We start from the raw sequence: 25,646 nt of genomic DNA, 5'->3' as shown, positions 1-25,646 counted from the left end.
TCCCCAAGTGGGGCGGATGGCGGCACTAATGACCCAGTTTCCCCAGAATGCGCACGGCTTCGGCGACCGCCGGACGGTCCTGGGGAAGCCAGTCGACGCTGTCGGCCTCATCGGGCGCGAGCCAGCGCAGTTCGTCGTGGTCCTGGAGGGGGCGGGCCTCGCCGTCGAGCAGGCGGGCGGTCCAGGCGTGCAGGACGAGACCGGGCCTGAGCGGCCACTCCCCCGCGATCCGCTCCAGCGGCTCGGTCTCGATGCCGAGTTCTTCGCGCAGCTCGCGCACGAGGGCCTGTTGCGCGCTCTCGCCCGGTTCCACCTTGCCGCCGGGCAGTTCCCAGCGGCCGGCCAGCTCGGGCGGGGCGCTGCGGCGGGCGGCGAGCAGGCGCCCTTGGTCGTACACGGCTCCGGCCACCACGACGGTCTCGTTCATGCGCCGGAGCGTAACGCGCGCCCCTGGCGGCTTCGCGCGCTGCCCGGCGAGGCAGGCGCCGGGCTCACTGCTGGGCGGGCGCGCCGATCCGTTCGACCCAGTAGAGCTGCTTGTGCCCGCGGTCGTCGAGGCTGTCGGCGATGCGCTGTGCCTCCGCGCGCGTGGCGTATTTGCCGACGCGGTACTGGTTGCCGTTGTCGTCCTGACGTATCACCAGCCAGGAGAGCACCGCACCACTGTCGTTCATCGCACCTCTCCCGGCTCCGGCGTGCAGGTCACTAAGCATCCCCAGGAAACCCCGATCCGCATATGCCCGAGCGTACGCCTGACCTTTACTCAGCGGATACGTGTTTTCACAAAGAGATACGAATTCGGTCAACCGGCACACGTGAAAACGGGGGCGCACTCATGAGTGCACCCCCGTGAGGGGACCGCCGGGCTCGCCGCGAGGGGCCCCGGGTTACGCGCCCCGGCTCACTTCACCGGCAAGTGGTAGGCGATCCGGTAGCGGTCGGCGGGGACCACCACGTCCGCCGTCTCCACCGCGCGCCCCGAGGCGTAGTAGGTCCGCTCGATGACCAGGACGACATGGCCGGGGACGCCCCCGAGCGCCAACAGCTCCTCCGCGAGCCCCGGGCGCGCGCCGACCTCCTCCACCACGTTGTCCACCACCACGTCGATGGCGGCCATCCGCTCCACCACCCCGCATCCGCCGAGCGGCCCCTCCTCGGGCAGCATCACCGGGGTGCGCCCGGTGACGGCCAGCGGCTCCCACGACGTGGACAGCATCATCTGCTCGCCCGCGTCCCGGAAGCCGTACCGCGTACGCATCACGCGGTCGCCCGGGCTGATGCCGAGCCGCTTGGCGATCTCCGGGCTCGCCTCCTCCTGCTCGCTGTTCGACTCCCACGTCCCGCGCGCCGCCTCCTCCGCCTGCTCCTGGCGGAAGGGGTTGGCGCCCCTGGCGGTGCGGTAGCCGGAGCGGGCCACCCGGCGCGGCACCGGGCGCTCGCGCACATACGTACCCGAACCCGAGCGGCCCTCGACCAGGCCCTCGGCCATCAGCACCTTGCGGGCCTCCAGGGCCACGGTGTCCGAAACCCCGTACTCCTCGCGGATCCTGGCCTGCGAGGGGAGCCGGGTGTGCGGCGGCAGCGAACCACTCACGATCTTCTCCCGCAGATCGCTGGCTACGCGCAGATAGGCCGGCTGCTCACCGAATGTCACTGGCCACTCCCATCAGGTTGACAGACTGCAACAGCGTGGCAACCGTGGGTTGACTCCCGCAAGCAAAGGCCAGACATTCACTCGAAGTGATGACTTGCCGCTGCCCAGCGCGTACCCGCGGTTCAGCGGGTACGTTCTGCCCCTCTCGCGCGCTTCTAGACGCTCTTGGAACCACCGGTTCCGGAACCGCCGCCGCTGACACCCTCGCGACCGCCGTCGCCGTCGCCGTCCGAGCCCCCGCCGGTGGCGGGCGGGGTCGTGGCGAGGTGGAGCGCGGCGCGGGCGGTGATCTCGGTCGACTGCCTCTGTCCCTTGGCGGCCGCCGCGGAGTGCTGGTAGAAGGTGTCCGCGTCGGTGGCGCCGGACGCCTGATGCCACTCCTTCTGGGCACTCTTCAGGCCGTCGATGTACGGCTGAACGGCGGCGGCCGATCCGGCGGGCCAGTGGTGCGCGCTCAACGCGCCCGTCTGCACGTCGAGTTCGACGGCCACCTTGGCCGCCCATGTCCTGAACCCGGGCACGTCGTCCTCGACCCGGTCCTCGTCGGGAGCCTTGTCCATGACGGTGTCGATGGCGTTGGCCGCCCGCAGGAAGGCGAGCTGGTCCGCGTCGAGGCTGGTGGCGTCGTTGCGCACCGAGCCCTGGAGCTTGCTGCCCTGCGAGGCGAACGCGCAGGTCACCGTGTGGTCGCCGAAGCCCCAGCTCTCCTGGCTCGGTGTGTAGTAGTACGGATCCGCCGCCGCCGGCACCTTCCAGCGGTCCATGGCGTACTCCTGCCCGAGGGCGAGGCAGCGCGTGTCGGCCTGCGCGGAGATCACGCTCGTGCCCGGGTAGGTGTCGCCGTCGGACAGCCGGAAGGAGCCGGACACCTCGCCGTCGTGCCGGTCCGAGCACGGCACCACCTGGACCGAGACGACCTCGCGCTCCAGCTTGCCGCCCGGCACGTTGAAACAGTCCCCCTTGCGCAGGTCCAGGGTGCTGCGCGTGCCGGTGGAGCTGTTCCAGCCCTCCTTGAAGCCCGCCCAGCCGTCGGCGAGTCCGCCCGTCACGATCGAGACGACGACAAGGACCACGCTGATCGTGGAGAGCACCATGCCGGCGACGGCCATGCCCTTGCCGCGCTGCCCCTCCCTCTTGATCTTCCCGAGGGCGAAGGCGCCCAGGATCAGACCGAGCGGGGGCACACAGCACACGATGCCGGTGACCAGGGAGGCGATGGCCAGGCCGCTCATCGGCGGGGCCTGCGGCGCCATCGGGTAGGGGTACCAGGGACCGCCGTGCGTCGGCTGCCCCGGATAGGAGCCCGGGTGCGCCCCCGGCGCCTGGCCCGGCGTCGGCCATCCGGACCCCGGCCCCGGCTGCGGTCCCTGGGGCTGCCCGGGCGCGGGCGGCGGCGGTATCTCCACGGAAAGGGTGCTCCTCATCGGCGGTGCGAACGGTTGCGCGAATGCGCATGGTACGCGGACCGCGACGGGGCGCAGCCGGCCGGGCCGTCCCCGCGCGCACCTCGTACGGCGCAGACCGCCGGAGGCGCCGCACGGCGGCGTTCGCGCCCGGGCCGGTCTCGGGAAGCCCTCAACTACCGCTGGCGGTGGGCGTGTTGGAGCTCACGGTTACGGTCCGCGCCGGGGGCGCCGTACGCAGCAGGGCGCGGGGCGCCGATGCCGTGTCATGCAGGTCACGCAGCATCGGCTCCGCCTCCCGCGCCGCGCGCAGTCGTTCGGGGAGCAGGTCGGCGACGACCAGTTGCTCCTCCGTGCGGCTCCCCTCGGCCACGACGCGCCCGTCGGGCCCCCACACCGCGCTGCTCCCGCAGGTGCGCCAGCCGCCGGTCACGCCGATGTGGTTGGCGAGCACGGCGTAGACGGTGTTGTCGAAGGCCCGCGCCGGGAACCAGATCCGGGACTCGTGATAGCCGTTGCCCTCGCTGAACAGGGCGCCCACGACATAGGCGTGGCAACCGTCGAGCGCCGCCGCGCGGGCGTGCTCGGGGAAGCCGGAGTCGTAACAGATGCCCAGGCCGAGCCGCCAGCCGTCCACTTCGAGGGTGGCGCCCGCCGGGCCGTGTGCGTAGAGCGCCCGCTCGCTCTTGAACAGCGTCTGCTTGTCGTAGCGCCCCACGACCCCGCTCCCGTCGATGACGAAGGCGGACACCCGCAGCTCGCCGCCGACCCGCACTGCGGCCCCGACGACCGCGGTGACCCCGGCCCGCAGGCACGCGTCGGCGACCGGCTCCAGTCGGGAATCCTCCGGGTGCGCCGCGCAGCGCTCGGGATCGGCGCGGATCAGGTCCGGCTCGTACCCGCTGAGGAACTTCTCGGGGAACACCACGACCCGTACGCCCTCGTCCCCGGCGGCGCGCACCATCCGCGCCACGGTGGCCGCGTTGGTCTCGATCTCGCCCGGGGCCGCCTGGGCCTGCGCGGCGGCGATGCGGAGGGGTGTCAGGGGAAGCTGCGATCCGATCATGGACCTCGACCCTACCGCCGACCGGCCCGGCCCCCGGGTCCGAACGTGGATACGATCCCTCACGGCACGGGTAACGAGCACGGAACGCACCAAACGGAACGCACCAAGGGGGGCCCGCATGACCGGCGCTGTCATCGCCATCGCCATCGTTTTGATCGTCATCGGCGGCATCACGGCGAGCGTGGTCGCGTACTTCGGACTGCAACGTCACCGCGCCGACGCCGTCGCCATGGCCGAGTACCGCAGGCTCGCCGAGGAGGCGGTCGCCAACCAGGTGGCGCTGCGAGGGGAGTTCAGCGCGCTGCACGACCGCGTCAAGTCGGTCGAGACCCTGCTGCGCAGCGTGGACTGACCCGCGCGAGGGGGCCCGGTCCGGCGAGGACTGCCCTGGCCCGCGCCAAGGGATCGCGCGGCGGCCTCAACAGGGCGCGGGCGACGCGCAGATGCAGCCGCGCCGCCGCCACCACGCCGTAGCAGGCGTACAGGAGCAGGGCGAGACAGCAGGCGGCGGTGGCGAGCGCCGCGGGCCAGCCGGCGATCCAGAACCCGGGGGCGCCCTCGTCGGGCCCCCCGATCCATACCCCCGTGATCCAACTTCCGTCGCTCTGACGCCAGTTGAGGCTCCAGGACCACAGCGGCAGCGAGACGCCGGCCAGGAGCACCAGCCACACCACGAGCGTGACGAGGTCGAGCAGCAGCAGGAACGGGAAGAGCAGCACCAGACAGGCCAGGTCGCGGAAGGTCACCGGGTCGCCGCAGCGCGCCGCGAACTGTCCGACGAGGCCCGGCTTCACGGGGGCTCGATAGGCGTACGGGACCGGCTCGTCGACCAGCACCGCGCGGCCCCGCTCCACCTGCGCGCAGCAGCGCACGACCCATGCCGAGCCGACCGTCAGCGCCACGGTGAGGGTGAACTGGGCGAACACCACGCCGAGCACCAGGGCGGCGGCCGCCACGGCGAACAGGGCCGGGCCCGTCACCAGATAGCTGAGCAGATAGCCCGTCGCGCACCAGGGCGCGGGCGAGAGCAGCATCCGTACGGGATGGCGGTGGACGCGCAGCCGCCGGGCGGAGCTCGGCGCGCTCATCCGACGCTTCGCAGCAGGTTCTCGATGGACTTCATCCGCTCCTCCAAAGCGCCCAGCTGTCTGCCGAGCGCCTGCTGCACGAGCGGCAACTCCTCGGCCAGCTTGCGGAATTCGGCCATGGCGACCGCGTCGGCGCGGTGGCGCAGCAGCCGGAAATAGGCGACCACGCTCGCCGTGATGCCGCCCACGACGAGCAGCGTGATGGAGATGGTGATGACGGCGCCGGTCATGCCGCGCCCCCCTTCTTCCTGGTGGCGGGCCCTTCCCTGACGGCACCCCCGAGCCTGTAAGCCGAGACTTACACATGGCCGCCCGTGCGGTCAAGGCTGGATCCCACCGGTCCGGCGCGCCCGCGGCTCCGAGGCCCCCAGCCCTCAACTCCCCCAGCGCACAAGGGAAGAACGGGCACGCGCGCGCCCGCACGAGGGCCGCACGAGGCCCGACCGAGCGCTCACACGAGGGCCGCTTCACGGCAGTTGACGGCCCGCCAAGTCACATGTAACTCTCGACTTACACCCGTCGGAGAGCAGTGACTTCTGTAAGGAGCTGGGTCAGTGAAGAGACAGCCAATCACCGTGAGGGTGGCGAGCTGGAGCGCCCGGCATCCGGGACGGGCCATCGCCGGGTGGTTCGTGTTCGTCGCCCTGTGCCTCGCCATCGGCGGCGCGGTCGGCACGGTCGACGCCGGCGACAAGGACTACTGGGTCGGCGAGGCGGGCCGGGCCGAGGCCATCGCCGCGGAGGGCAACCTCCAGCACAGGCCCGCCGAACGGATCATGATCACCGAGAAGTCCGGCGCGGAACCCGGGGCGAACGCGGTGAGCGCCGCGCGGGACGTGGTGGAGCGGATGCGGCGGCTGCCCGAGGTCGACCACGTCGCGGCCCCGGTGCGCTCGGCCGACGGCACGATGCTCATGGTCGAAGTGGCCATGAAAGCCAAGCGACTTGAGGCCCAGCGGCACATCCAGCCGCTGCTCGACCAGAGCGTCGAGGTCCAGCGGAAGAACCCGGATCTGAAGGTCGAGGAGTCCGGCGACGCCTCGGTCTCCAAGGGGCTCGACACCTCGCGCGGCGACGACCTCGCGGCGTCGGAGAAGATCACCTTCCCCATCACCCTGATCACCCTGCTGGTCGTGTTCGGCTCACTGATCATGGTCGGGGTGCCGCTGCTGCTCGCGGTCTCCTCGATCGGCGCCGCCATGGGCCTGTCTCAGCTGATCTCGCACCTGGTGCCCGACGCGGGGGTCGGCAAGAGCGTCATCCTGCTGATCGGCATGGCGGTCGGGGTCGACTACACGCTCTTCTACCTCAAGCGGGAGCGCGACGAACGCGCCAGGGCGCAGGGCAGGCTGAGCCCCGAGGCCCTGGTGGGGATCGCCGCCGCGGCCTCGGGCCGGGCGATCGCCGTCTCGGGCCTCGCGGTGGCCCTGTCCACCGCCACCCTCTTCCTCGCCACCGACATCATCTTCACCTCGCTGGCCGTCTCGACCATCGTGGTCGTTCTGGTCGCCGTCCTCAGCTCCATGACCGCGCTGCCCGCCCTGCTCGTCCTGATCGGCCGCCGCCTGGACCGCAAGGCGTCCCGGGCGGCGCGGCGCGGCAGGCCCGCCGGGCGGCGGGCGCGGGGCGGGACGGGCCGGGTGTGGACCGCTCTGCTCCGCCCGGCCAAGAACCGCCCGGTGGCCACCCTGGTCATCTCGGTGCTGGCCATGGCGGGCCTCGCGGTCCCCGCGCTCGGCATGCACCTGCGGGTCCTGAACCTGGCCACCCACTCCCGGGCCATCCCGGAGTTGAAGACCTACGACCGTCTCAACGCGGCCTTCCCCGACCTGCTGGCCGAGCACTGGGTGATGGTGCGCGACAACAACCCCGGTGAGCGGAGCGAAGTACGGACGGCCCTGAACGAGCTGGCCGCCAAGGCGCAGGCCGACCCGATGTTCGCCAAGAAGCCGCCCCGCGTCGAGACCACCCCCGACGGCCGGATCAGCGTCATGACCCTGTCCGTGCCGTTCAGTCTGAACTCGTCCCAGGCGCACGACTCTCTGACGGAACTGCGCCGCGGCTATCTGCCCCAGACGCTCGGGAAGGTGCCGGGCGCCGAGTTCGCGGTCAGCGGTCCGGTCGCCCAGGACGCCGACTACCTCGCCCATCAGAACGACAAGCTGCCCGTCGTCGTCGGGTTCCTGCTCCTGCTGACCTTCGCTCTGACCCTGTTCGTCTTCGGCTCGGCCACCATCGCGGCGCTCGGCGTCCTGCTCAACCTGCTGTCCGTCGGCGCCTCGTTCGGTTTGGTCGTCGTCTTCTTCCAATGGGGCCTGGCGTCCACGGTGTTCGGCTTCGAGGACAGCGCCACGCACGCGATCGGATCCCGGGTCCCGCTGTTCCTCTTCGTGATCCTCTTCGGGCTTTCGATGGACTACCAGGTCTTCGTCGTCAGCCGCATCAAGGAAGCGGCGCTGCGCGGGGTGCCCACCCGGCAGGCGGTGATCGACGGCATCGGGCACTCGGCCAAGGTGGTCACCAGTGCGGCGGTCGTCATGGTGACGGTGTTCGCGAGCTTCATGTTCCTGCACCTGGCCGAGATGAAGCAGATCGGCTTCAGCCTCGCGGTGGCGGTGCTCCTGGACGCGTTCGTCATCCGCGTCATGATCCTGCCCGCCGCCCTGATGCTGCTCGGCGACGCCAGCTGGTGGCCCTCGCGCGCGGTGCGCCGCGCCCAGCGGGACGCCCGCCCCGCGCCGGCCGGCCCCGCGCCGGCCCCGACCTACCACTGACCGCCCCCACCCCGGGTGCCGGCCCCCCGCACGGACGCCGGACCGGACACCCCCGGCCCGGCGCCCGCCCTTTTCCCGCACTGCGCCTGTAGGTCATGACGTACGTTTGACAGCCGTTCATGCCATGGGAAAGTCTCGGCCTACAGGTTTCCAGGACGCTAGAGGTGGGCCATGACCAGCGAGGAGCTACTGGCCGTACTGGCCGCGGTCGGCCACGCCCAGCGGCTGCGCGTCATCGCCGAGCTCTCCGAGGGCCGCATGTACGTCAGCGAACTGGCCCGCCGCCTCGGCATGTCACGCCCCCTGCTCTACATGCACCTGGAACGCCTGGAGAAGGCCGGCCTCGTGCTCGGCAGCCTGGAGCTCTCCGAGGACGGCAAGGCGCTGAAGTACTTCGAACTGGCCCCGTTCGACCTGCGCGTGAACGTAGCCACGATTCTGGCGGCCGTGGCCGAGGACACCGAGCAAACCCCACCGGCGGAGCCGGCCCCGGACACGGATCCCGCCCCTGCGCCCGCTCCGAAGAAGAAGCGCGCCTGAGGGATCGCCCGTCAGACGCGGCCCGGGCGGACGACCCGGGGATGTCGTCCACCTTGGCGCGGCGCGCCGGCAGGCAGGGGTCGGTGACGGGAACGACGGCGGCAGCAGCGGCTGTGACAGGACTGTCAGTGGCAACTGCTCTCATGACACCCATGAGCACCGTCCACGAACTCGCCGCCCTCCTGCCGGACCCCGTCGAACTGCGCGCCCACATGCGCGCGTTGGCGGCGCTGGACGCCGCGGTCAGCGACCACCCGCAGTCCTGTTGCTACACCTTCACCGCCTGGGGCCCCGGGCAAGAGGCGGCTCTGATGGAGAGCGGGTCGGGGAACGACTTCTCCATCCACTTCACGCCGGCCGGCGTGCTCATACGGGGCTTCGACCACGAGTCGAGGATGAGCCCGTACGCGACGGACGACGAGCGCGTCTGGCCCGGCGTCATCGACGAGGTGCCGGCCGCCCTGCGCCCGCTCCTGTACGACCCCGCGTTCTACGACGCCGGCATCGACGCCCCGAGCGTCACCGTCTGCATCTGGCGGGAACCCGGCGACACCGCCTGGCGCACCGGCTCGGCCATCGCCTTCCCGCCCGACACCCCGGACCCCGACGGCTCGGGCTACCTCTTCCACCTCCTGGCGGACCGCTCCCCCGAAGCCGCGCGGGCCCATTTCGAGGACTACTACGAGCGCCCCATCCCCCTGTCAGCCGTCCGCCACATCTTCACCGGCGCCCCCCTCACCCCGGAGATCACGTCGGTCCTCAACCCGGCCGACGCGCCCGGAACCACGACAGGCTGATCGTCAGAACGCCGGGAACGCCCACCCCGACGGGTGGAACGGCGCGCAGTCGCCGTGGAAGGCGCGGGAGGTGGTCGTGACCGCGCCCGGGCGCAGTTCCTCGACCCGGCCCGCCGCGGCCAACGACGCCAGCGTGGTGCCGCCCAGATAGGCCGCGCCGAGTTCGGCGGCGGTCACGCGCAGGTCGGCCCGGGCCCGGGTGCGTTCACACGTGACGGTGTCGCCGTCGGCCGTCAGGCGGTGGCGGCCGACGTTCCAGGGGCAGAACGTGTCCCGCACCTCCACAACGACGTCAAGCCCGGTCGCGTAGCGGCGTGCGCTCAACGCCCGGCCGATGTCCACCAGCCGGACCCAGAGGTTGTCCATCAGCGTGGTGCGGGCCGCGCGCGGATCGGCCAGCAGGTGCGTGAGCGGTTCGTCGACCGCGCCGTCGTAGGCCAGCTCGGTGTGGCCGTCGAGTTCGATGAGGAAGCGCCAGAGAGCGGCGTACGACTGCCGGGAGGTGGCCGCGACCTCTATGACCCGCACCAGGTCCGGCATGGAGCGGTAGAGGGCGTATCCGGTGGCCTCACCGCTGGGCTCCCGATGGACGGCGTACCGCAGAGCCGTACCTCCTTCGCGTGCGCCCTCACCGTCCGCGAGCCGCGCCTGCCAGTACTTCTCGGTCCGGTCGACCCAGCCGACCGCGCCTTCGCGCGCCCGCTCGTAGATCTTCTCCAGGAGCGGACGGGCGTCCTCGCGGCCGAGCAGACGGATGGTCCCCTCGCCCGGATCGGTGCCGGGGCGCAGCGCCATGAACCGCTTGTCGCCGCGGATCTGGGCCACGTGGCTGGCCACGCCGTACCCGAACCGGCCGTAGATCGTGGCCTGGGCGGCGTTGAGCGCGGCGATCGGCTCGCCGCCCGCCTCGTGCAGGCCGGTGAGCTGTTCGCGCATCATCGCGGTGAGGATGCCGCGCCGCCGGTGGGTGGGCAGCACCGCGACCAGCGTGATGCCGGCGACGGGCGCGGCCCCGCCGGGGACCGTCAGGAGGCGTCCGTAGATCGAGGCGCCCCCGACGATCTCCGGGCCGTCGAAGGCGGCGATCGTACGGCCGGGTTCGAGGGAGCGGGCGGCGCCTCGCAGTCCGCCCTCCCGCCAGTCCTGGCCGTAGGTCGTGGTGACCATGCGGGCCCATGCGTCGATCTCGTGGGCGGTGATGGTGCGCAGCGGGTAGGTCGTCGTCATGTGCCGAGCGTCGCGGGATGAACAGGCACGGCGCGTCGGGCGATCTCTCTATTTATATGCAGCATTTATATGCTGGCGCGGTGGTGACGTGGCGTGTGGTCAGTCCGGTGTTCGTCGGCAGGGACGAGGAGTTGTCGGCGCTGAGGGCGGCCCTGGACACGGCCGTCGAGCGGGGCCCGGGGGTGGCGCTTGTGACCGGGGACGCCGGGATCGGCAAGTCCCGGCTGCTCGCCGAGTTCGCGCTCTCGCTCGGCCCCGGCGTGCGGGTGGTCGGCGGCGCGTGCGCGGAGCTGGGCCGCGACGGCCTGCCGTACGCGCCGTTCGTGACGATCCTGCGGACCCTGATCCGGATCGAGGGCGTGACGCCGGGGCCGTGCCGCAGGCTGGCCCGCTGGTTCCCCGAACTCGGCAAGGCGGCCGAGGACACCGAGGGCGGCAAGCACCAGCTGTACGAGGAGGTGCTGATGCTGGTCGAACGAGCCGCCGCCCACCAGCCGCTCGTCCTCACGATCGAGGACCTGCACTGGGCGGACGCCGCCACCAGTGAACTCCTCGGATTCCTCGTACGGAACCTGAGTGCGGCCGGGGTGCTCCTCGTGATCACCTGCCGCCCGCCGGAGACCGGAGCACTGCTCTCGGAACTCATCCGCCGCCCGGGCACCACCCGGCTGCGCCTGGACCGTCTCGACGCACGGGACGTGGGCCGCCAACTGGCCGCCATCCTCGGCACCGAACCGGATCCGGCCACCGTCGGCCGCGTCCATGAACGCAGTGACGGCAACCCGCTGTTCGTCGAGGCGCTGGCCCGGTCAGGTGAGCGGACCCCGGACAGCGCCCGCGACCTCCTCTTGAACGGCCCGCGCTCGCTGCCGGGCCCCGCTCGCGAACTGCTGCGCGTCGCCTCGGTGTCGGGCGGGCACCTCCCGCACCGTCTGCTGGCCGAGGTGACCGGACACGACGGGGCCGAACTGGACGCCGTGCTGCGGGAGTTGATCGACAAGAGCCTGCTGGTCATGTCCGGCGACGGCTACGCGTTCCGCCACGCCCTGATCCGGGACGCGGTGTACGAGGACCTGCTGCCCGGCGAGCGGGCCCGGCTGCACGCGCGCTATGCCCAGGCGCTGCGCGCGCACGGCGCCCCGGCGGAACTGGCCGCCCACGCCCGGGCAGCCGGTGACCGCGCCCTGGCCCTGTCGGCCACCCACCTGGCCGCCGGCCAGGCCCACCGGTCCTACGCCTACGCCGAACAAGTACGCCTGCTCGGCGTGGTCCTCGACCTCTGGGACCCGGAAGTCCAGCTGGGCGCCGACCGGATCGACGTACTGACGGACGCCGCCGAGGCGTGCATGCTCAGCGGCGACTACGCCCTCGGCATCGAGTACGCCGACGCCGCGCTCGCCGCCGTGGACGAGCGGCACGAGCCCGAGCGGACCGCCCTGCTTCTCGAACACCGTGGCAGGCTGCGGCACCGGCTGGGTGGCACCGGGACAGCCGACTGGGAGCGCGCCCTGGACCTGCTGCCTCCCGGCGGCCTCCAGCGTGGCCGGCTGCTCGGCGTCCTGGCGATGGGGCTGCTGCCCGAGATCGAGCGGGCCCGCGCCCCGTTCGACGAGGCCCTTGCCATCGGCCGGGCCACCGGTGACGCCACGGTCACCATCCGCGGGCTCCTCGGCGTCGCATCCATGACCGGCCACCTCGCGGCGCTGACCGAAGCCCGCGCCCTCGCCGAACGGCTCGACAGCAGCGACCTGTTGATGACGGTACCGATGTACGAGGCCACGCTGCACACCAAGGCGGGCGACCACCCGCGCGCCATCGAGGCGGCCCGCGACGGGATGCGTCTCGCCCGCCGGTACGGGCTCGGCCGCAGCCGGGGCGCGGAACTCGCCCGGTACGCGGCCCGCGGCCTCATCCTGGCCGGACGCTGGGACGAGGCGGCCACCGTGCTGGCGCAGGCCCTGCGGGAGGACGCGCCCCCGCAGTCGAAGCGGGGACTGCGCACTCTCACCGGCCATCTGGCGCTGTTGCGCGGCGACTTGACGACGGCGGCCGAAGTCGCGGCGGCCTTGCGGCACTTGGACGGCGAAGACCAGCCCCCGAGCGGGAGCCTGGCCCCCCGCCACCAGCTGCTGTGTCTGCTCGCGGCCGCCCAGGGCGACATGGAGCGCGCCGACCGGTATGTGGAGCGCGCCCTGTCCGACCCGGCGCTCACCCGGGTCTTCAGCAGCGACGCCCGGCCGGTCCTGGTGGCGGGCGCCCTGGTGCAGCGGGCACGGCTGTCACCGCGCGCCGACCGCGAACTGCGGCAGCGGGTCGCGGCCCGGCAAGCCCAACTGGCCGCCGTGGACGCGGCGCTCGGTGTGGACGGAGCACTGGACTCGGCCTGGCAGACCATGCTCCGGGCACTGATCGACGACGAAGGCTGGGATCACGCGGTGGCCCGCTGGCGTGAACTGCGACAGCCCTACGAACTGGCGCTGTGCCTCTTCCACGGCGCGCGCGCCGCCCTGGCCTGCGGCGACCGGCCCGGCGCGACGACACGCCTCCACGAAGCCGCCCGGCTGTCCCATGCCCTGGGGGCCGCGCCCCTGTCCCGCCAGATCACCCGGCTCCTGCGCCCCCGGTCCGCCCAGGACGGCCTCACGGAACGCGAGCGTGAAGTGCTCCAGCTGCTCGCCGACGGCCTGACCAACCGTCGGATCGCCGCCCGCCTGCACATCTCCCCCAGCACGGCGGGCGTCCACGTCTCCCACATCCTGACCAAGCTGAACGCGGCCACCCGCACGGAGGCGGCATCCATAGCCTTCCAACAGGGCCTGGCCGCCCCACCACCCCAACCACGGCACGCCGACGGTGCGGAGCGTCCTGTGCATCCCTAAGCACGACGGGCTCGGTGGCTGGGTGGCCGGTGCCGCTGTCCGGCCGTGACCGGGGTGACCGGCGTGGCCGGGGCGACCGGGGCGACCGGGGCGACCGGGGCGACCGAACAGCCTTCCCGATCGAGGTCCAGCCAAACCACCAGGGCCACCTCGGCGCCTGTGACCAGCGCGGCCCGCGACTGCGTCACCCCGCTCACCGGTGTCGGCCGGCGGAGATCAGTGGCCGAGCCGGGACATGGCCTGCTCCGGATAGCGGCCGCCGGCCACCGCCCCGTCCGGCACCGCGCCGCGCAGCAGCGCGCACTGCTCCGCGGTCAGGGTCACGTCGGCGGCCGCCGCGTTCTCTTCCAAATAGCGCCGTTTCTTCGTACCGGGGATGGGAACGATGTCGTCGCCCTGCGCCAGCAGCCAAGCGAGGGCGGCCTGCGCGGGCGTGCAGCCGATCTCGTCGGCGGCCCGGTGCACGGCCTCGACCAGGGTCAGGTTGTGCGCCAGGTTCTCGTCGGCGAACCGGGGCCAGCGCCTGCGGTTGTCCCCGCTGCCCAGGTCGCCCACCGCCGTGATGCTGCCGGTCAGCATGGCGCGCCCGAGCGGAGAGTAGGCCACCACCGATATGCCGAGTTCCCGGCAGGTGTCCAGCATCTCGCCCTCCACCACGTCCCTGGTGAAGAGCGAGTACTCCAACTGGACCGCGCTGATGGGGTGCACGGCGTGGGCCCGGCGCAGCGTGTCGGCGCCGACCTCGCTCAGCGCGAGGTACCGGATGTCACCCGCTTTCACCAACTCGGCCATCGCGCCGACCGTTTCCTCGATGGGGGTCGCGGGGTCGCGGCGGTGCACACAGTAGAGGTCGATGTAGTCGACGCCCAGGCGGCGCAGCGACGCGTGGCAGGCGCTCCGTACGTACTCCGCCGATGTGTCCACGCGGTCCACCCGGCCGGACTCGGGGTCGTGGCGCAGCCCGAATTTCGTCGCCAGCACCACGCGGCCCCGCTCGGCGGCCCTGCGGCGCAACCAGGTGCCCAGAAGCTCCTCGTTGGCGCCGCGTCCGTACGCGTCCGCCGTGTCGAGGAAGTCGACCCCGACGTCGAGAGCGCGGTCCAGCGTGCGCCCCGACTCAGCGGCGTCCGGCACCCCGTAGGCGACGGACATGCCCATGCAGCCGAGCCCCACGGCAGACACCCGTGGCCCGTGGGTGCCGAGTGTGCGGTGTTTCACGGAGAACTCCTTCTGAACGCCGGACAGTTCCAGCGACCCGACCCACGCAAGGCGGCCGCGCCACCTCCGCACCGTAGCCGCCGGCCACTCCCACCCACCCAGGCCTCGACGACGGAACCCCCACGACACCGCCGCGACCTACGAACCCGCGCCTTCCCACGTCGGTGAGTGAGTAACCGAACCGTCCTCCACCCCGAGGCACAGGCCGAGCCTCGGAAGATCCCTCACAACATGCACTGCGCACCCTGGCCAAGCCGACCGAACCGGAGACCAACCCCCTCGCTTCAACACCACCGCGCCGCCTGCGCGTCGGCGACTACCGCGTCGTCTACACGATCGACAACGGGGAGCTGGTGGTCCGGGTTGTTCACGTGGGACACCGGCCCCCGTGTACAAGTGCCAATGGCCGCTGACTCCACGCCAGAATGTCCAGCACTACCCGGCACGGTGATGACGAAGGGGCCGGACTCGATGGAGCCCTACCCCTTCTGGCCTGCCTGTTTGCCGCGTCAGCGACGTGGTGCCATTCCACCCGCTCAGACGTTGAAGCGGCATCACTGATCAGTAGCGATACCGGGCGGCGAGGATGACGATCTTTTTGTCCGTCACCAGATAGACGAAGCGGTGCTCGTCGTCGATCCGTCGCGACCAGGCCCCCGGCAGGTGATACCTCAGCGGCTCCGGCTTGCCGATGCCAGTACAGGGGTTACGCCTGACGTCCTCGATGAGCTTGTTGATCCGGCAGAGCGTCTTGCGGTCATCCTTGAGCCAGGACGTGTAGTCCTCCCAGCCCTGATCCTCGAAGACAAGCCTCACGCGGCACCCGCACCTGCGTCCGCCGACTCGGGATCGATCAGCTCACGCTCCGACACGTTGATGTGTGACAGGGCGTTCTCATACGCCTTGAGCAGCCGCCGGGCGTTCGCCGGCGAGCGCAGCAGGTAGGAGCCCTCGCGCAGCGCCGCGTAGTCTTCGGCCGCTGCAAGCACGGCATTGCCATGCTTGGAGACGATCTCGATGGCCCCATGGTTCCCGTTGACCTTCTTGATCAACGGGAACAGTCCCCTTACGGGCTTCGCTCGCGCTTATCGACATGGCCCGACCCTCCCTCATGACGTACCAATTTTGGTCCCATCCGCGAGGGCACATGGCCGATGGCCCATCAGCTGACCCGGTACGCATCCAGCACGTATCCAGCACGGTGCGAGTTCATCCGGCGCGAGCGATGGACCCGCCTGGACTCCAGCCATTGTGTACACATGGGACACTTGGTAGCCTTGAGCGCATGACGCAGCCACTGCCCATAGAGTCCATCCGTGACGTCCGGGCACACCTGGCCGAGGTTGTGGAGCGCGCCGATCGCGACGACGTACCCACAGTGATCACGCGCCGGGGCAAAGAAGTCGCCGCCGTGGTCTCCATCGAGGTGCTGCGCAAGTACCAGGAATGGGAAGAGCGCGAGATCAACCGGATCATCGACGAGCGCATGGCCAACCCGGTACCCGGCATCCCGATCGAGGACATCATGAGGGAGACGCTGGCGCGCGGTGAGTGAGTACCGAACCGTCTTCCGACCCGAAGCTCAGACAGAGCTGCGCAAAATCCCCCGCGACATGGCGCTCCGCATCCTGGCCAAGCTGACCGAGCTGGAGACCGACCCCCTCGGCTTCAACACCACTGCACTCGTGTCCCAGCCCGAGCGACGCCGCCTGCGCGTCGGCGACTACCGCGTCGTCTACACGATCGACAACGGGGAGCTGGTGGTCTGGGTTGTTCACGTGGGACACCGGTCCACCGTTTACGAGACCTGATCGCCGCTGACTGGCTGTCAGAAATCGAGACCCATCCGGCACGGTGACGGCGAAGGGGGCTGACTCGATGGAGTCCACCCCCTCCTGACCTGCATGTTTGCCACGTCAGCGACGTGATGCCACTTCACCCCGCTCAGACGTTGAAGCGGAACGTCCCCAACACCGCTCCCACCTGCGGAAACGTCATCTCGGACGGGTCAAGTCAGCACAGAATCAGCAAGAGCGGCAGAGGCTTCGACGGGCGGGGGCGGGAGGGTGGCTCCACCGTCCGCGATCTCGTGGCCCGGACCTCCCCGAGTCGCTACGGTTGAGCCATGACCGCACTGCCCGACTGGATGCGCCCGCCTCGCGCGGAAGGCTGGCACGCGGAGGACTTGGACGACCTCCCGGAAGCACCGCGCCACACCGAGCTGATCGACGGAGCCCTCGTATTCATGAGGTCCCCGCAACGGTGGTGGCACAGCCATCTCGTCACGAGGCTCACCGTGTCCCTCATGGGGCAGGCGCCGCCCAACGTAAGAGTGGGGCGGGAGATGACCATCAAGCTCGATCAACGCAATCGGCCCGAGCCGGATCTGTTGGTGACGACGGCCGACTTCGACGGTGACCGCACCTGGTTCGCACCGGATGAAGTACGACTCGCCGTCGAGGTGGTCTCTCCCGAATCCGCCCACCGGGACCGCACGGTAAAGCTCCACAAGTACGCAGAGGCCGGCATCCCGCACTACTGGCGCATTGAGGACGAGGACAGAGCACTCATCGTCCACGTCTACGAACTGGACGAGCCGACCGCCACCTATGTCCCCGTCGGCATCTTCAGGGGCTCGCTCCGTCGTCCGGTCCCGTTCGAGATCAATCTCGACCTGCTGAAGCTCGCTCCGCCTCCCCGCGGATGAGTCAGCACCAGGCCGCAGGGAACCCCGACATCTCCCCCAGGCAGGGGCAGACACCGAAAGCCGTAGGCGCCCCAAGGCCCCGGTTCGTTCCCTCACCCGAGGCGAATGAACCGGGGTTCTCCGGTGTGGGAGGGGGCTCAAATACCCAGCACCAAATCAGCACCGGAAAAAACCAGGGGCCCGCCCCAAAGGAGGCAGACCCCTTCTGACCTGCGTGTTTGCAGCATCAACGACGTGGTGCGATGTCACCCACTACACGTTGAACCGGAACTCCACCACATCCCCGTCCTGCATCACATACTCCTTGCCCTCCATCCGCGCCTTGCCGCGCGAGCGGGCCTCCGCTACTGAGCCCGCAGCGATCAGGTCGTCGAAGGAGATGACTTCGGCCTTGATGAAGCCCTTCTGGAAGTCGGTGTGGATGACACCGGCCGCCTCGGGGGCCGTGGCGCCCTGGGGGATGGTCCAGGCGCGGGTTTCCTTCGGGCCGGCCGTCAGGTAGGTCTGGAGGCCCAGGGTGGCGAAGCCGACGCGGCCCAGGGTGGCGAGGCCGGGCTCTTCCTGGCCCATGGACTGGAGGAGTTCAAGGGCCTCGTCGTCGTCCAGCTCGATCAGCTCGGACTCGATCTTCGCGTTGAGGAAGATCGCCTCCGCCGGGGCGACCAGTGCGCGCTGCTCGTTCTTGAAGTCCTCGTCGACCAGTTCGTCCTCGTCGACGTTGAAGACGTACAGGAACGGCTTCGTGGTCAGCAGGTGCAGCTCGTGCAGCAGATCGCCCTGCTCCGTGCCCTTGGTGATGCCCGCCGAGAACAGCGTCTCGCCGGACTCCAGGATCTTCTGGGCCTTCTCGACCGCCGCCAGGACCGCGATCTTCTCCTTCTGGAGGCGGGACTCCTTCGTGAGGCGCGGCACCGCCTTCTCCACGGACTGGAGGTCCGCGAGGATCAGCTCGGTGTTGATCGTCTCGATGTCGTCCTTGGGGGACACCTTGCCGTCGACGTGGACGACGTTCTCGTCCTTGAACGCGCGGATGACCTGGCAGATCGCGTCCGACTCGCGGATGTTCGCCAGGAACTTGTTGCCCAGGCCCTCGCCCTCGCTCGCGCCGCGCACGATGCCGGCGATGTCGACGAAGTCGACCGTGGCGGGCAGGATCCGCTGGGAGTTGAAGACCTCGGCCAGCTTGGCTAGGCGGGCGTCCGGGACGCCGACGACGCCGACGTTCGGCTCGATGGTGGCGAACGGGTAGTTGGCCGCCAGTACGTCGTTCTTGGTCAGGGCGTTGAACAGGGTCGACTTGCCGACATTCGGCAGACCGACGATTCCGATCGTGAGCGACACGTGGCGACTTCCCGGTACGAGGGCGGTGGACGGTCCGAGAGTGGACCGTCCACCAGTTTACGGGCGCGCCGTCCCACCCGTGACGGCCCGGGCCACCGCCCCCGTTCCGGTCGGGGCGCCCAGCTGCCCCCGTTCCGGCCAGGGCGCAACCCCCGCCCCCGCCCGGCCCCCCGACCACCGCCCCCGCGTCGAACGTGGGGGCAAGGTCGGCCAAAGGGCGTGTCCAATGGGTGGTTCCTCCCCCGGGGAGACCTACGTTGGTGCGGTGGAGCAATACAGGACACGCACCCCGCAGCGCGCACAGCGACCCCGGACATCGGCGCCGGCCGCCCCCCGGGCGCCACTCGCCGGCGCCGCCGGGCGCACCCGGCCGGTGCCGCCCGTCGTCCTCGCCCTGCGCAGACTGCCGTCCCCCCGGCTCACCGGACTCGGCGGCGGGCTCTTCGCCGCGGCCCTGATGTTCGCGTTCGCCGGGCTCGACTGGCTGCTCCTCGACGCCTCACCCGTGGTGTACGGCGTGCTGTTCCTGCTGGTCAGCGCCGTCACCGCGCTCTGGGTGCGCCCCGCCGACGTGGTGACCGCGCCCATTTGCGTCCCCATCGCCTTCGCCGTCGGGATCATCCCGATCGCCGGCGGCACCGGCGGCTTCGGCGGTCAGACGCTGGCCGTGGTCACCGCGCTCGCCCTCCACGCGGGCTGGCTCTACGCCGGAACGCTCGTGGCCGGCGTCATCGCCACCGTACGCAAGCTCCGGCAGATGGGGCGCCGACGCGGCCTCAAGAACGCCGCCACCCCCAAAAACCCCGGCCGGCGGTAGGCAGTAGGAGTAGGCAGTAGGAGTAGGCAGTGGGCCAGTAGGCAGCGGGGCCAGTAGGCAGCCGGCCAGTAGGCAGCGGGAAAGCGGGCCGGGCCCGCTTTCACAGCGTCACCCCTGCGCCGTCACCCCTGCGCCCTCACCTCTCCGCCGCCACCATCGCCGCCCCCACGATCCCCGCGTTGTTCTCCAGCTGCGCCGGCACGATCTCGGCCGTGATGCCCTCGATCAGCGGCAGGAACTTCTCGGCCTTGCGGCTCACACCGCCGCCGATGATGAACAGCTCGGGCGAGAACAGCATCTCCACATGCGCCAGGTACTTCTGGACCCGGCGCGCCCAGTGCGACCAGCTCAGGTCCTCGTCCTCCTTGACCTTGGTCGAGGCGTGCTTCTCCGCCTCGTGGCCGTGGAGTTCCAGATGGCCGAGCTCGGTGTTGGGGACCAGGCGGCCGTCCACGAACAGCGCGCTGCCGATGCCCGTACCGAAGGTCAGCAGTATCACCGTGCCCCGGCGGCCGCGCCCCGCGCCGAAGTGCATCTCGGCCACGCCCGCCGCGTCCGCGTCGTTCACGACGGTGACCGGCATGCCCCCGAGCCGGTCGGCCACCAGACGGGCGGCGTCCACACCCACCCACTCCTCGGCCACGTTCGCGGCGGTCCGTACGGTGTTCGCGGCGATCACCCCCGGAAACGTCATCCCGACCGGGCCCGACCAGCCGAAGTGGCCGACCACCTCCGCGATGCCGTCCGCGACGGCATCGGGCGTCGCGGGATGCGGGGTCAGCACCTTGTGGCGTTCCTGTGCCACATCTCCGCGCGCCAGGTCGACCGGGGCACCCTTGATGCCCGTTCCGCCGACGTCCACTCCGAACACGTTCCTCATGGCGTTCATGAGTCCCACCGTACGGGTGGGCGGGCCTTACGGGTGGAAGGGGCGGACCGGTGGCGTCACTCGCCCGCGAGCTCGGCCGCTTCGGCGCGCAGGTCGCGGCGGAGCTCCTTGGGGAGCGAGAAGGTGATCGACTCGTCGGCCGTCTTCACGGTCTCCACGTCGCCGTAGCCGCGCTGGGCCAGCCATTCCAGGACACCGTCCACCAGCACGTCCGGCACGGAGGCGCCCGAGGTCAGGCCGACCGTGGTGACGCCTTCCAGCCACGCCTCGTCGATCTCGTCCGCGAAGTCCACCAGGTGGGCGGCGGGTGCGCCCGCGTCGAGGGCGACCTCGACCATGCGGATCGAGTTCGAGGAGTTCTTGGAGCCGACGACGATGACAAGCTCCGCGTCCTCGGCGAGCTTCTTCACCGCGACCTGGCGGTTCTGCGTGGCGTAGCAGATGTCGTCGCTGGGCGGCGAGAGCAGGTTGGGGAACTTGTTCTTGAGGGCGCCGACCGTCTCCATCGTCTCGTCGACGGAGAGCGTGGTCTGCGAGAGCCACACGACCTTCGACTCGTCGCGCACCTCGACGTTCGCCACGTCGTCCGGGCCGTCGACCAGGGTGATGTGGTCGGGGGCCTCGCCGGAGGTGCCGATGACCTCCTCGTGGCCCTCGTGGCCGATCAGGAGGATGTCGTAGTCCTCCTTCGCGTACCGCACGGCTTCCTTGTGGACCTTGGTCACCAGCGGGCACGTGGCGTCGATGGTCGCCAGCTTGCGCTCGGCGGCCTCCGCGTGGACGGTCGGGGCCACGCCGTGGGCGGAGAACATCACGATGGAGCCCTCCGGCACCTCCGCCGTCCGCTCGACGAAGATCGCGCCCTTCTTCTCCAGCGTCTGCACCACGTACTTGTTGTGGACGATCTCGTGCCGGACGTAGATGGGCGCCCCGTACTGCTCCAGAGCCTTCTCCACGGCGATCACGGCACGGTCCACGCCCGCGCAGTAGCCACGGGGAGCGGCGAGCAGGACCCGCTTGTCACTGTGGCGCGCGGCGCCTCCACTGGGGGCGGTGGCGGGCGACGGGTGGGCGGTAGCAGTCATGCCGTCCATGGTAGGGGCTCACACCGACAGCCCGGCCGGACCCGCCGCCCACCCTCCCGCTCGACCGGCCCGCTCGACCGGGCCGCCCGGCGGGCCGAAGGCCGCGGGTCCGGTGAGACTGGCCGCATGAGCGGCGTACACGAGGAGCGCGAGCGGCACGGAGGGCACGGGGAAGAAGGTGGGCCGGGCGCGCCGGGCCGCGCGGGGTACGGGGCCGACCCGGGTCCCGGGGCGGAGGGGGCCGGGCAGCTGCGGCGGAGTCTGGGCTTCCGGGACCTGGTGGTCTACGGGCTCCTCTTCATCGCGCCCATGGCTCCCGTCGGCATCTTCGGCACCCTGGACGCCAAGTCGCACGGCGCGGTCGCGCTGGTTTATCTGGTGGCCACGATCGCCATGGGCTTCACCGCGTTCAGCTACGCCCAGATGGTGCGGGTCGTGCCGCTGGCCGGGTCGGTGTTCGCCTACGCGCGCAAGGCGCTCGGCGAGGGGCCGGGTTTCATCGCCGGGTGGATGGCGATGCTCGACTACCTGCTCATCCCGGCCGTCGCCTACCTCTTCTCCGGCATCGCGATGAACTCCCTGGTCCCGTCCGTGTCGCGGTGGGTGTGGACGGCGGTGGCGGTGGTGATCACCACCCTGCTCAACCTGTGGGGCGTACGCGCCGCCGCCCGCGTCGGCTTCGCGGTGCTCGCCCTGGAGATCGTGGTGCTGCTCGTCTTCGTGGTGTCGGCGGTGGTGGTGCTCGTACGGGACGGGGCGCACCGGGGCTGGCTCTCGCCGCTGAGCGGGGACGCCGGGTTCTCCCTGGGCGCGGTCCTCGGCGCGGTGTCCGTCGCGGTCCTGTCCTACCTCGGCTTCGACGCGATCGCGACGTTCGCCGAGGAGGTGACCGGGGGTTCGGCCAAGGTGGCGCGCGCGGTGCTGTTCTGCCTGGTGCTCGCCGGGTCCCTGTTCATCGTGCAGTCCTACCTGGCGGCGCTGCTCGAACCCCTGTCGTCGGCGCGGCTCGCGGCCGACCCGGTCAAGCAGGGCTCGGCGTTCTACGACACGGTGGAGGCGTCGGTGGGCGGCTGGCTGCACACCCTGGTGGCGGTCAGCAAGGCGATCGGGGCGGCGTTCGCGGCGCTCGCCGGGCAGGCCGCGGCCGGCCGGCTCGTCTTCGCGATGGCCCGCGACCGCCGGCTGCCGCGCGCCCTGTCGCGCACCGGCGCCGGGGTGCCGCGCCCCGCGCTGCTGCTCGCCGCGGTGGTCACGCTGGTCGCCGCGGTGTGGGCGGCCCGGCGCGACGACGGCATGGACCACCTCGTCTCGGTCGTGGACATGGGCGCGCTGACCGCGTTCTTCCTGCTGCACGTCTCCGTCGTCGTCTGGTACGCGGTACGCCGCATGGAGGGCGCGCCCAACTGGCTGAGCCACGTGGTGGTCCCGGCGCTCGGCGCGGCCGTGATCGTCGCGGTGATCTGGGAGGCGACGGCGACCGCGCAGCTGGTCGGGCTCGGGTGGCTGGCGGTGGGTCTTGTGGTGCTCGCCATGCAGGGGGGCCGGCGTCCGGGCCCCGACGCGGAGCCGCCGGGCCCTGACGCGGAGCCGCCGGGGTCCGGCGGGACTGTCGGTGGCGCGGGCTAGCCTGCGTACATGGCTCTGAATACGAGTGCGGACGCGCCGCTCCCCGTCGGCGAGGTGTCGCGCCTCATCGGGGGGTGGATCAACCGTCTCGGGGCGGTCTGGGTGGAGGGGCAGATCACCCAGCTCTCGCGGCGGCCCGGCGCGGGCGTGGTCTTCATGACGCTGCGCGATCCCTCACACGACATCTCCGTGGGCGTCACGTGCTACCGCCAGGTCTTCGACGCGGTGGCCGACGTGGTGTCCGAGGGCGCGCGCGTCGTGGTGCACGCGAAGCCCGAGTGGTACGCGCCGCGCGGCCAGCTCTCGCTGCGCGCGGTGGAGATAAAGCCGGTCGGCATCGGTGAACTGCTCGCCAGACTGGAGCAGTTGAAGCGGAGCCTGGCGTCGGAGGGCCTTTTCGCCCTGGACCGCAAGCGTCCGCTGCCCTTCCTGCCACAGCTCGTCGGCCTCGTTGTGGGACGCGCCTCGGCAGCCGAGCGGGACGTCCTGGAGAACGCGCGGCGGCGCTGGCCCGCGGTGCGCTTCGAGGTACGCAATGTGGCGGTGCAGGGCGTGCACGCGGTGCCGCAGGTCGTCCAGGCGGTACGGGAGCTCGACGAGCTGGACGACGTGGACGTGATCATCGTGGCGCGGGGCGGCGGCAGCGTGGAGGACCTGCTGCCGTTCTCGGACGAGGAGCTGGTCCGGGCGGTCGGCCGGTGCCGTACGCCGGTCGTCTCCGCGATCGGGCACGAGCCGGACGCGCCGCTGCTCGACCTGGTCGCCGATCTGCGGGCCTCCACGCCGACGGACGCCGCGAAGAAGGTCGTGCCGGACGTCGGCGAGGAGCTGGAGCGGGTACGGATGCTGCGCGACCGCGCACGCCGCCACGTCACCGGCGTCGTCGACCGCGAGGAACGGGGTCTGGCGGGGGTGCTCGGGCGGCCCTGGATGGAGCGGCCGCAGCGCATGGTGGACGACCGCGCGGAGGAGGTGGACGCGCTCCTGCACCGTGCGCGCCGGGTGCTCGGCCACCACCTGGACCGGGCCGACTCCGAGCTCTCGCACACCCACGCGCGCGTGGTGGCGCTCTCGCCGGCGGCCACGCTGGAGCGGGGGTACGCGGTGCTCCAGCGGGCCGGCGGCGAGGTGGTCCGCGCTCCCGGGGACGTCGCGTCCGGGGAGGAGCTGCGGGCCCGGGTCGCCGAGGGCGAACTGCGCGTCACTGTCGTACCGCGGACATAGGGTGGAGCGCATGGCCAAGACGACGGACGAGGCCGTGTCGGGTGACGCGGCGCTGGGGTATGAGCAGGCGCGGGACGAGCTGATCGATGTCGTGCGGCGGCTTGAGGCGGGGGGTACGACGCTGGAGGAGTCCCTGGCGCTCTGGGAGCGGGGGGAGGAGCTGGCCAAGGTGTGCCGGCGGTGGCTCGAGGGGGCGCGGGCCCGCCTCGACGCGGCCCTGGCCGACTCGCCCGAGGCCGGCTGAGGTCACCCTTGGGGTTCTGGCCCCTCCCCGCCCCTTCCCCAAACCCTCCGGGGGCGAAAAACCCTGGGGGCTCCGCCCCAGACCCCGTTCGCGCTGAAGGCGCTCGTCCTCAAACGCCGGACGGGCTGAGGCTGCCGATGCGGGCCAGCACCAACCCCGCCAGGGGCGCGGGGAACTGCGCGAGAAGCGACCACGACCCGCACCGCACGTCCGAAGCCGTTAAGGGGCGCGGGGAACTGCGCAAGTACGCACGCGCCGGTGGCCACCCCGGCACCCGGCGGCCGGCACGCCGCCTCCACCACCCCGGCCCCGGCCCCCGGGCGTGTGAGCATCGTCACCCACCCCCAGATTTAGTTGAAAGTTAACCTAACCCTGCCGTACCGTCGGAGACACCCGCTTGATCAACATTCCGGAAGGCATGACGCAGATGTCGCTCGTTCTTGACCCCGCCGCCCAGGACCTCCTCTTCCGCGAGGCCCGCACCGCCAACACGTTCACCGACGAGCCGGTGACCGATGAGCAGGTCCAGGCGATCTACGACCTGGTCAAGTACGGCCCGACCGCCTTCAACCAGTCGCCCCTGCGCATCACCCTGGTCCGCTCCCCCGAGGCCCGCGAGCGCCTTGTCCAGCACATGGCCGAGGGCAACCGCCCCAAGACCTCCGCCGCGCCGCTCGTCGCGATCCTCTCCGCCGACAACGAGTTCCACGAGGAGCTGCCGGCCCTCTTCCCGCACTTCCCGGCCGCCAAGGACGCCTTCTTCTCCGAGCGCCCGGTCCGTGAGAGCGCCGCGCTGCTGAACACCGCGCTCCAGGCCGCCTACTTCATCGTCGGCGTCCGCGCCGCCGGCCTGGCCGCGGGCCCGATGACCGGCTTCGACCCCGCCGGCGTGCAGAAGGAGTTCCTGGACGACGACCACACCCCGCTGATGGTCGTCAACATCGGCAAGCCCGGCGACGACGCCTGGTACCCGCGCAGCCCGCGCCTGGCGTACGACGACGTCGTCACCACGGTCTGATCGCAGCCTGCGCGAAGGGCCGCCGCACCCACCCGGTGCGGCGGCCCTT

26 protein-coding genes and 2 pseudogenes are annotated in these 25,646 nt (G+C 71.3%); 14 read left to right on the top strand and 14 right to left on the bottom strand.

Going from position 1 to position 25,646, the window contains the following annotated elements; translation table 11 throughout:
- Positions 1-25 precede the first annotated feature (25 nt).
- The 5 genes from ACFYM2_RS28795 to ACFYM2_RS28775 all read right to left on the bottom strand — a co-directional run bounded on the left by ACFYM2_RS28795 (position 26) and on the right by ACFYM2_RS28775 (position 4,123).
- The gene (locus ACFYM2_RS28795; RefSeq protein ID WP_388840265.1) at positions 26-427 is read right to left on the bottom strand and encodes a (deoxy)nucleoside triphosphate pyrophosphohydrolase; all 402 of its coding nucleotides are present in this window, start codon (positions 425-427) and stop codon (positions 26-28) included.
- A gap of 64 nt (positions 428-491) precedes the next feature.
- Positions 492-674, bottom strand: a complete 183-nt coding sequence (locus ACFYM2_RS28790; RefSeq protein WP_350232448.1) for an SPOR domain-containing protein — start codon at positions 672-674, stop codon at positions 492-494.
- A gap of 227 nt (positions 675-901) precedes the next feature.
- On the bottom strand, positions 902-1,654 hold the full coding sequence (locus tag ACFYM2_RS28785) for a GntR family transcriptional regulator (protein WP_358998815.1): 753 nt from the start codon (positions 1,652-1,654) through the stop codon (positions 902-904).
- A gap of 155 nt (positions 1,655-1,809) precedes the next feature.
- Complete coding sequence (locus ACFYM2_RS28780) at positions 1,810-2,907, bottom strand: DUF4190 domain-containing protein (RefSeq protein ID WP_388840262.1); 1,098 nt, start codon at positions 2,905-2,907, stop codon at positions 1,810-1,812.
- A 322-nt stretch (positions 2,908-3,229) separates the two neighbouring features.
- The gene (locus ACFYM2_RS28775; RefSeq protein ID WP_388840259.1) at positions 3,230-4,123 is read right to left on the bottom strand and encodes a carbon-nitrogen hydrolase family protein; all 894 of its coding nucleotides are present in this window, start codon (positions 4,121-4,123) and stop codon (positions 3,230-3,232) included.
- A 118-nt stretch (positions 4,124-4,241) separates the two neighbouring features.
- Between ACFYM2_RS28775 and ACFYM2_RS28770 the strand changes: the two genes are divergently transcribed.
- A complete protein-coding gene (locus ACFYM2_RS28770; protein WP_358998824.1) occupies positions 4,242-4,475 on the top strand; it encodes a hypothetical protein in 234 nt (77 codons plus the stop codon).
- Here the strand turns inward: ACFYM2_RS28770 and ACFYM2_RS28765 are convergent.
- Together ACFYM2_RS28765 and ACFYM2_RS28760 are read right to left on the bottom strand one after the other, a co-directional pair.
- Positions 4,438-5,211 carry a sensor domain-containing protein gene (locus tag ACFYM2_RS28765; protein WP_388840256.1) on the bottom strand — a complete coding sequence of 258 codons (774 nt, stop codon included), beginning with the start codon at positions 5,209-5,211 and terminating at the stop codon, positions 4,438-4,440. The genes ACFYM2_RS28770 and ACFYM2_RS28765 overlap by 38 nt on opposite strands.
- Complete coding sequence (locus tag ACFYM2_RS28760) at positions 5,208-5,441, bottom strand: hypothetical protein (protein WP_350232442.1); 234 nt, start codon at positions 5,439-5,441, stop codon at positions 5,208-5,210. The genes ACFYM2_RS28765 and ACFYM2_RS28760 overlap by 4 nt, the downstream gene beginning before the upstream one ends.
- Before the next feature lie 324 nt (positions 5,442-5,765).
- Here ACFYM2_RS28760 and ACFYM2_RS28755 point away from each other — a divergent pair, with 324 nt between their 5' ends.
- The 3 genes from ACFYM2_RS28755 to ACFYM2_RS28745 all read left to right on the top strand — a co-directional run bounded on the left by ACFYM2_RS28755 (position 5,766) and on the right by ACFYM2_RS28745 (position 9,322).
- The gene (locus tag ACFYM2_RS28755) at positions 5,766-7,985 is read left to right on the top strand and encodes an MMPL family transporter (RefSeq protein ID WP_388840252.1); all 2,220 of its coding nucleotides are present in this window, start codon (positions 5,766-5,768) and stop codon (positions 7,983-7,985) included.
- 171 nt (positions 7,986-8,156) lie between these two features.
- A complete protein-coding gene (locus ACFYM2_RS28750) occupies positions 8,157-8,525 on the top strand; it encodes an ArsR/SmtB family transcription factor (RefSeq protein ID WP_388840249.1) in 369 nt (122 codons plus the stop codon).
- 152 nt (positions 8,526-8,677) lie between these two features.
- Positions 8,678-9,322: a hypothetical protein gene (locus ACFYM2_RS28745; RefSeq protein ID WP_388840246.1), complete on the top strand. Its 645-nt coding sequence runs from the start codon at positions 8,678-8,680 to the stop codon at positions 9,320-9,322.
- Between the two features lie 3 nt (positions 9,323-9,325).
- On the opposite strand, the gene ACFYM2_RS28740 is transcribed toward ACFYM2_RS28745, so the two are convergent.
- Positions 9,326-10,549, bottom strand: a complete 1,224-nt coding sequence (locus ACFYM2_RS28740; RefSeq protein WP_388840243.1) for a GNAT family N-acetyltransferase — start codon at positions 10,547-10,549, stop codon at positions 9,326-9,328.
- A 17-nt stretch (positions 10,550-10,566) separates the two neighbouring features.
- On the opposite strand from ACFYM2_RS28740, the gene ACFYM2_RS28735 reads away from it, so the two are divergent.
- Positions 10,567-13,428: an ATP-binding protein gene (locus ACFYM2_RS28735; protein ID WP_388840240.1), complete on the top strand. Its 2,862-nt coding sequence runs from the start codon at positions 10,567-10,569 to the stop codon at positions 13,426-13,428.
- A gap of 216 nt (positions 13,429-13,644) precedes the next feature.
- Here ACFYM2_RS28735 and ACFYM2_RS28730 read toward each other — a convergent pair whose 3' ends face one another.
- A complete protein-coding gene (locus ACFYM2_RS28730; protein WP_388456582.1) occupies positions 13,645-14,646 on the bottom strand; it encodes an aldo/keto reductase in 1,002 nt (333 codons plus the stop codon).
- A 168-nt stretch (positions 14,647-14,814) separates the two neighbouring features.
- Here ACFYM2_RS28730 and ACFYM2_RS28725 point away from each other — a divergent pair.
- Positions 14,815-15,059 (top strand): annotated as a pseudogene (locus ACFYM2_RS28725) (type II toxin-antitoxin system RelE/ParE family toxin).
- 148 nt (positions 15,060-15,207) lie between these two features.
- On the opposite strand, the gene ACFYM2_RS28720 reads toward ACFYM2_RS28725, so the two are convergent.
- Together ACFYM2_RS28720 and ACFYM2_RS28715 are read right to left on the bottom strand one after the other, a co-directional pair.
- Positions 15,208-15,462: a Txe/YoeB family addiction module toxin gene (locus tag ACFYM2_RS28720; RefSeq protein ID WP_388840237.1), complete on the bottom strand. Its 255-nt coding sequence runs from the start codon at positions 15,460-15,462 to the stop codon at positions 15,208-15,210.
- Positions 15,459-15,741 (bottom strand): annotated as a pseudogene (locus ACFYM2_RS28715) (type II toxin-antitoxin system Phd/YefM family antitoxin). Before ACFYM2_RS28715 ends, ACFYM2_RS28720 begins: the two are co-directional and overlap by 4 nt.
- Before the next feature lie 190 nt (positions 15,742-15,931).
- Here ACFYM2_RS28715 and ACFYM2_RS28710 point away from each other — a divergent pair.
- From ACFYM2_RS28710 to ACFYM2_RS28700, 3 genes are all read left to right on the top strand, one after another.
- Positions 15,932-16,201, top strand: a complete 270-nt coding sequence (locus tag ACFYM2_RS28710) for a type II toxin-antitoxin system Phd/YefM family antitoxin (RefSeq protein WP_359008456.1) — start codon at positions 15,932-15,934, stop codon at positions 16,199-16,201.
- Positions 16,194-16,457 (top strand): type II toxin-antitoxin system RelE/ParE family toxin, encoded by a 264-nt coding sequence (locus tag ACFYM2_RS28705; RefSeq protein WP_359008454.1) that lies wholly within the window; start codon positions 16,194-16,196, stop codon positions 16,455-16,457. Before ACFYM2_RS28710 ends, ACFYM2_RS28705 begins: the two co-directional genes overlap by 8 nt.
- Before the next feature lie 314 nt (positions 16,458-16,771).
- On the top strand, positions 16,772-17,353 hold the full coding sequence (locus tag ACFYM2_RS28700) for a Uma2 family endonuclease (protein ID WP_388840234.1): 582 nt from the start codon (positions 16,772-16,774) through the stop codon (positions 17,351-17,353).
- 252 nt (positions 17,354-17,605) lie between these two features.
- Here the strand turns inward: ACFYM2_RS28700 and ychF are convergent, their stop codons facing one another.
- Positions 17,606-18,694 carry a redox-regulated ATPase YchF gene (ychF, locus tag ACFYM2_RS28695; protein WP_350232427.1) on the bottom strand — a complete coding sequence of 363 codons (1,089 nt, stop codon included), beginning with the start codon at positions 18,692-18,694 and terminating at the stop codon, positions 17,606-17,608.
- 265 nt (positions 18,695-18,959) lie between these two features.
- Between ychF and ACFYM2_RS28690 the strand changes: the two genes are divergently transcribed.
- On the top strand, positions 18,960-19,511 hold the full coding sequence (locus tag ACFYM2_RS28690; RefSeq protein ID WP_359004931.1) for a DUF6542 domain-containing protein: 552 nt from the start codon (positions 18,960-18,962) through the stop codon (positions 19,509-19,511).
- Between the two features lie 136 nt (positions 19,512-19,647).
- On the opposite strand, the gene ppgK is transcribed toward ACFYM2_RS28690, so the two are convergent.
- Positions 19,648-20,400 carry a polyphosphate--glucose phosphotransferase gene (ppgK, locus tag ACFYM2_RS28685; protein ID WP_388840231.1) on the bottom strand — a complete coding sequence of 251 codons (753 nt, stop codon included), beginning with the start codon at positions 20,398-20,400 and terminating at the stop codon, positions 19,648-19,650.
- Between the two features lie 56 nt (positions 20,401-20,456).
- Positions 20,457-21,485 (bottom strand): 4-hydroxy-3-methylbut-2-enyl diphosphate reductase, encoded by a 1,029-nt coding sequence (locus ACFYM2_RS28680; RefSeq protein WP_388456590.1) that lies wholly within the window; start codon positions 21,483-21,485, stop codon positions 20,457-20,459.
- A gap of 126 nt (positions 21,486-21,611) precedes the next feature.
- On the opposite strand from ACFYM2_RS28680, the gene ACFYM2_RS28675 reads away from it, so the two are divergent.
- From ACFYM2_RS28675 to ACFYM2_RS28660, 4 genes are all read left to right on the top strand, one after another.
- Complete coding sequence (locus ACFYM2_RS28675; protein ID WP_388840228.1) at positions 21,612-23,111, top strand: APC family permease; 1,500 nt, start codon at positions 21,612-21,614, stop codon at positions 23,109-23,111.
- A 9-nt stretch (positions 23,112-23,120) separates the two neighbouring features.
- Positions 23,121-24,335 (top strand): exodeoxyribonuclease VII large subunit, encoded by a 1,215-nt coding sequence (gene xseA / locus ACFYM2_RS28670; RefSeq protein ID WP_388840225.1) that lies wholly within the window; start codon positions 23,121-23,123, stop codon positions 24,333-24,335.
- A 10-nt stretch (positions 24,336-24,345) separates the two neighbouring features.
- Positions 24,346-24,579, top strand: coding sequence for an exodeoxyribonuclease VII small subunit (locus ACFYM2_RS28665; protein WP_350232421.1), 234 nt, complete (start codon positions 24,346-24,348; stop codon positions 24,577-24,579).
- 427 nt (positions 24,580-25,006) lie between these two features.
- A complete protein-coding gene (locus ACFYM2_RS28660; RefSeq protein ID WP_359004990.1) occupies positions 25,007-25,597 on the top strand; it encodes a malonic semialdehyde reductase in 591 nt (196 codons plus the stop codon).
- The last annotated feature ends 49 nt before the right edge of the window (positions 25,598-25,646 follow it).

The organism is Streptomyces sp. NPDC006711 (genome assembly GCF_042869775.1).
GTDB lineage: Bacteria > Actinomycetota > Actinomycetes > Streptomycetales > Streptomycetaceae > Streptomyces.
The sequence above is the reverse complement of the archived record's forward strand: the minus strand, read 5'-3'. Positions and strand labels throughout refer to the sequence as shown.

Excerpts from the sequence above, each read along its gene's own strand:
- ACFYM2_RS28750 (WP_388840249.1), top strand. The coding sequence starts at position 8,157 with ATGACCAGCGAGGAGCTACTGGCCGTACTGGCCGCGGTCGGCCACGCC.
- ACFYM2_RS28660 (WP_359004990.1), top strand. The coding sequence starts at position 25,007 with ATGTCGCTCGTTCTTGACCCCGCCGCCCAGGACCTCCTCTTCCGCGAG.
- ACFYM2_RS28765 (WP_388840256.1), bottom strand. The coding sequence starts at position 5,211 with ATGAGCGCGCCGAGCTCCGCCCGGCGGCTGCGCGTCCACCGCCATCCC.
- ACFYM2_RS28735 (WP_388840240.1), top strand. The coding sequence starts at position 10,567 with ATGAACAGGCACGGCGCGTCGGGCGATCTCTCTATTTATATGCAGCAT.
- ACFYM2_RS28770 (WP_358998824.1), top strand. The coding sequence starts at position 4,242 with ATGACCGGCGCTGTCATCGCCATCGCCATCGTTTTGATCGTCATCGGC.
- ACFYM2_RS28745 (WP_388840246.1), top strand. The coding sequence starts at position 8,678 with ATGAGCACCGTCCACGAACTCGCCGCCCTCCTGCCGGACCCCGTCGAA.
- ACFYM2_RS28680 (WP_388456590.1), bottom strand. The coding sequence starts at position 21,485 with ATGACTGCTACCGCCCACCCGTCGCCCGCCACCGCCCCCAGTGGAGGC.
- ACFYM2_RS28760 (WP_350232442.1), bottom strand. The coding sequence starts at position 5,441 with ATGACCGGCGCCGTCATCACCATCTCCATCACGCTGCTCGTCGTGGGC.
- ACFYM2_RS28790 (WP_350232448.1), bottom strand. The coding sequence starts at position 674 with ATGAACGACAGTGGTGCGGTGCTCTCCTGGCTGGTGATACGTCAGGAC.
- xseA (WP_388840225.1), top strand. The coding sequence starts at position 23,121 with ATGGCTCTGAATACGAGTGCGGACGCGCCGCTCCCCGTCGGCGAGGTG.
- ACFYM2_RS28775 (WP_388840259.1), bottom strand. The coding sequence starts at position 4,123 with ATGATCGGATCGCAGCTTCCCCTGACACCCCTCCGCATCGCCGCCGCG.
- ACFYM2_RS28665 (WP_350232421.1), top strand. The coding sequence starts at position 24,346 with ATGGCCAAGACGACGGACGAGGCCGTGTCGGGTGACGCGGCGCTGGGG.
- ACFYM2_RS28700 (WP_388840234.1), top strand. The coding sequence starts at position 16,772 with ATGACCGCACTGCCCGACTGGATGCGCCCGCCTCGCGCGGAAGGCTGG.
- ACFYM2_RS28740 (WP_388840243.1), bottom strand. The coding sequence starts at position 10,549 with ATGACGACGACCTACCCGCTGCGCACCATCACCGCCCACGAGATCGAC.
- ppgK (WP_388840231.1), bottom strand. The coding sequence starts at position 20,400 with ATGAACGCCATGAGGAACGTGTTCGGAGTGGACGTCGGCGGAACGGGC.
- ACFYM2_RS28780 (WP_388840262.1), bottom strand. The coding sequence starts at position 2,907 with ATGGCGCCGCAGGCCCCGCCGATGAGCGGCCTGGCCATCGCCTCCCTG.
- ACFYM2_RS28675 (WP_388840228.1), top strand. The coding sequence starts at position 21,612 with ATGAGCGGCGTACACGAGGAGCGCGAGCGGCACGGAGGGCACGGGGAA.
- ACFYM2_RS28710 (WP_359008456.1), top strand. The coding sequence starts at position 15,932 with ATGACGCAGCCACTGCCCATAGAGTCCATCCGTGACGTCCGGGCACAC.
- ACFYM2_RS28795 (WP_388840265.1), bottom strand. The coding sequence starts at position 427 with ATGAACGAGACCGTCGTGGTGGCCGGAGCCGTGTACGACCAAGGGCGC.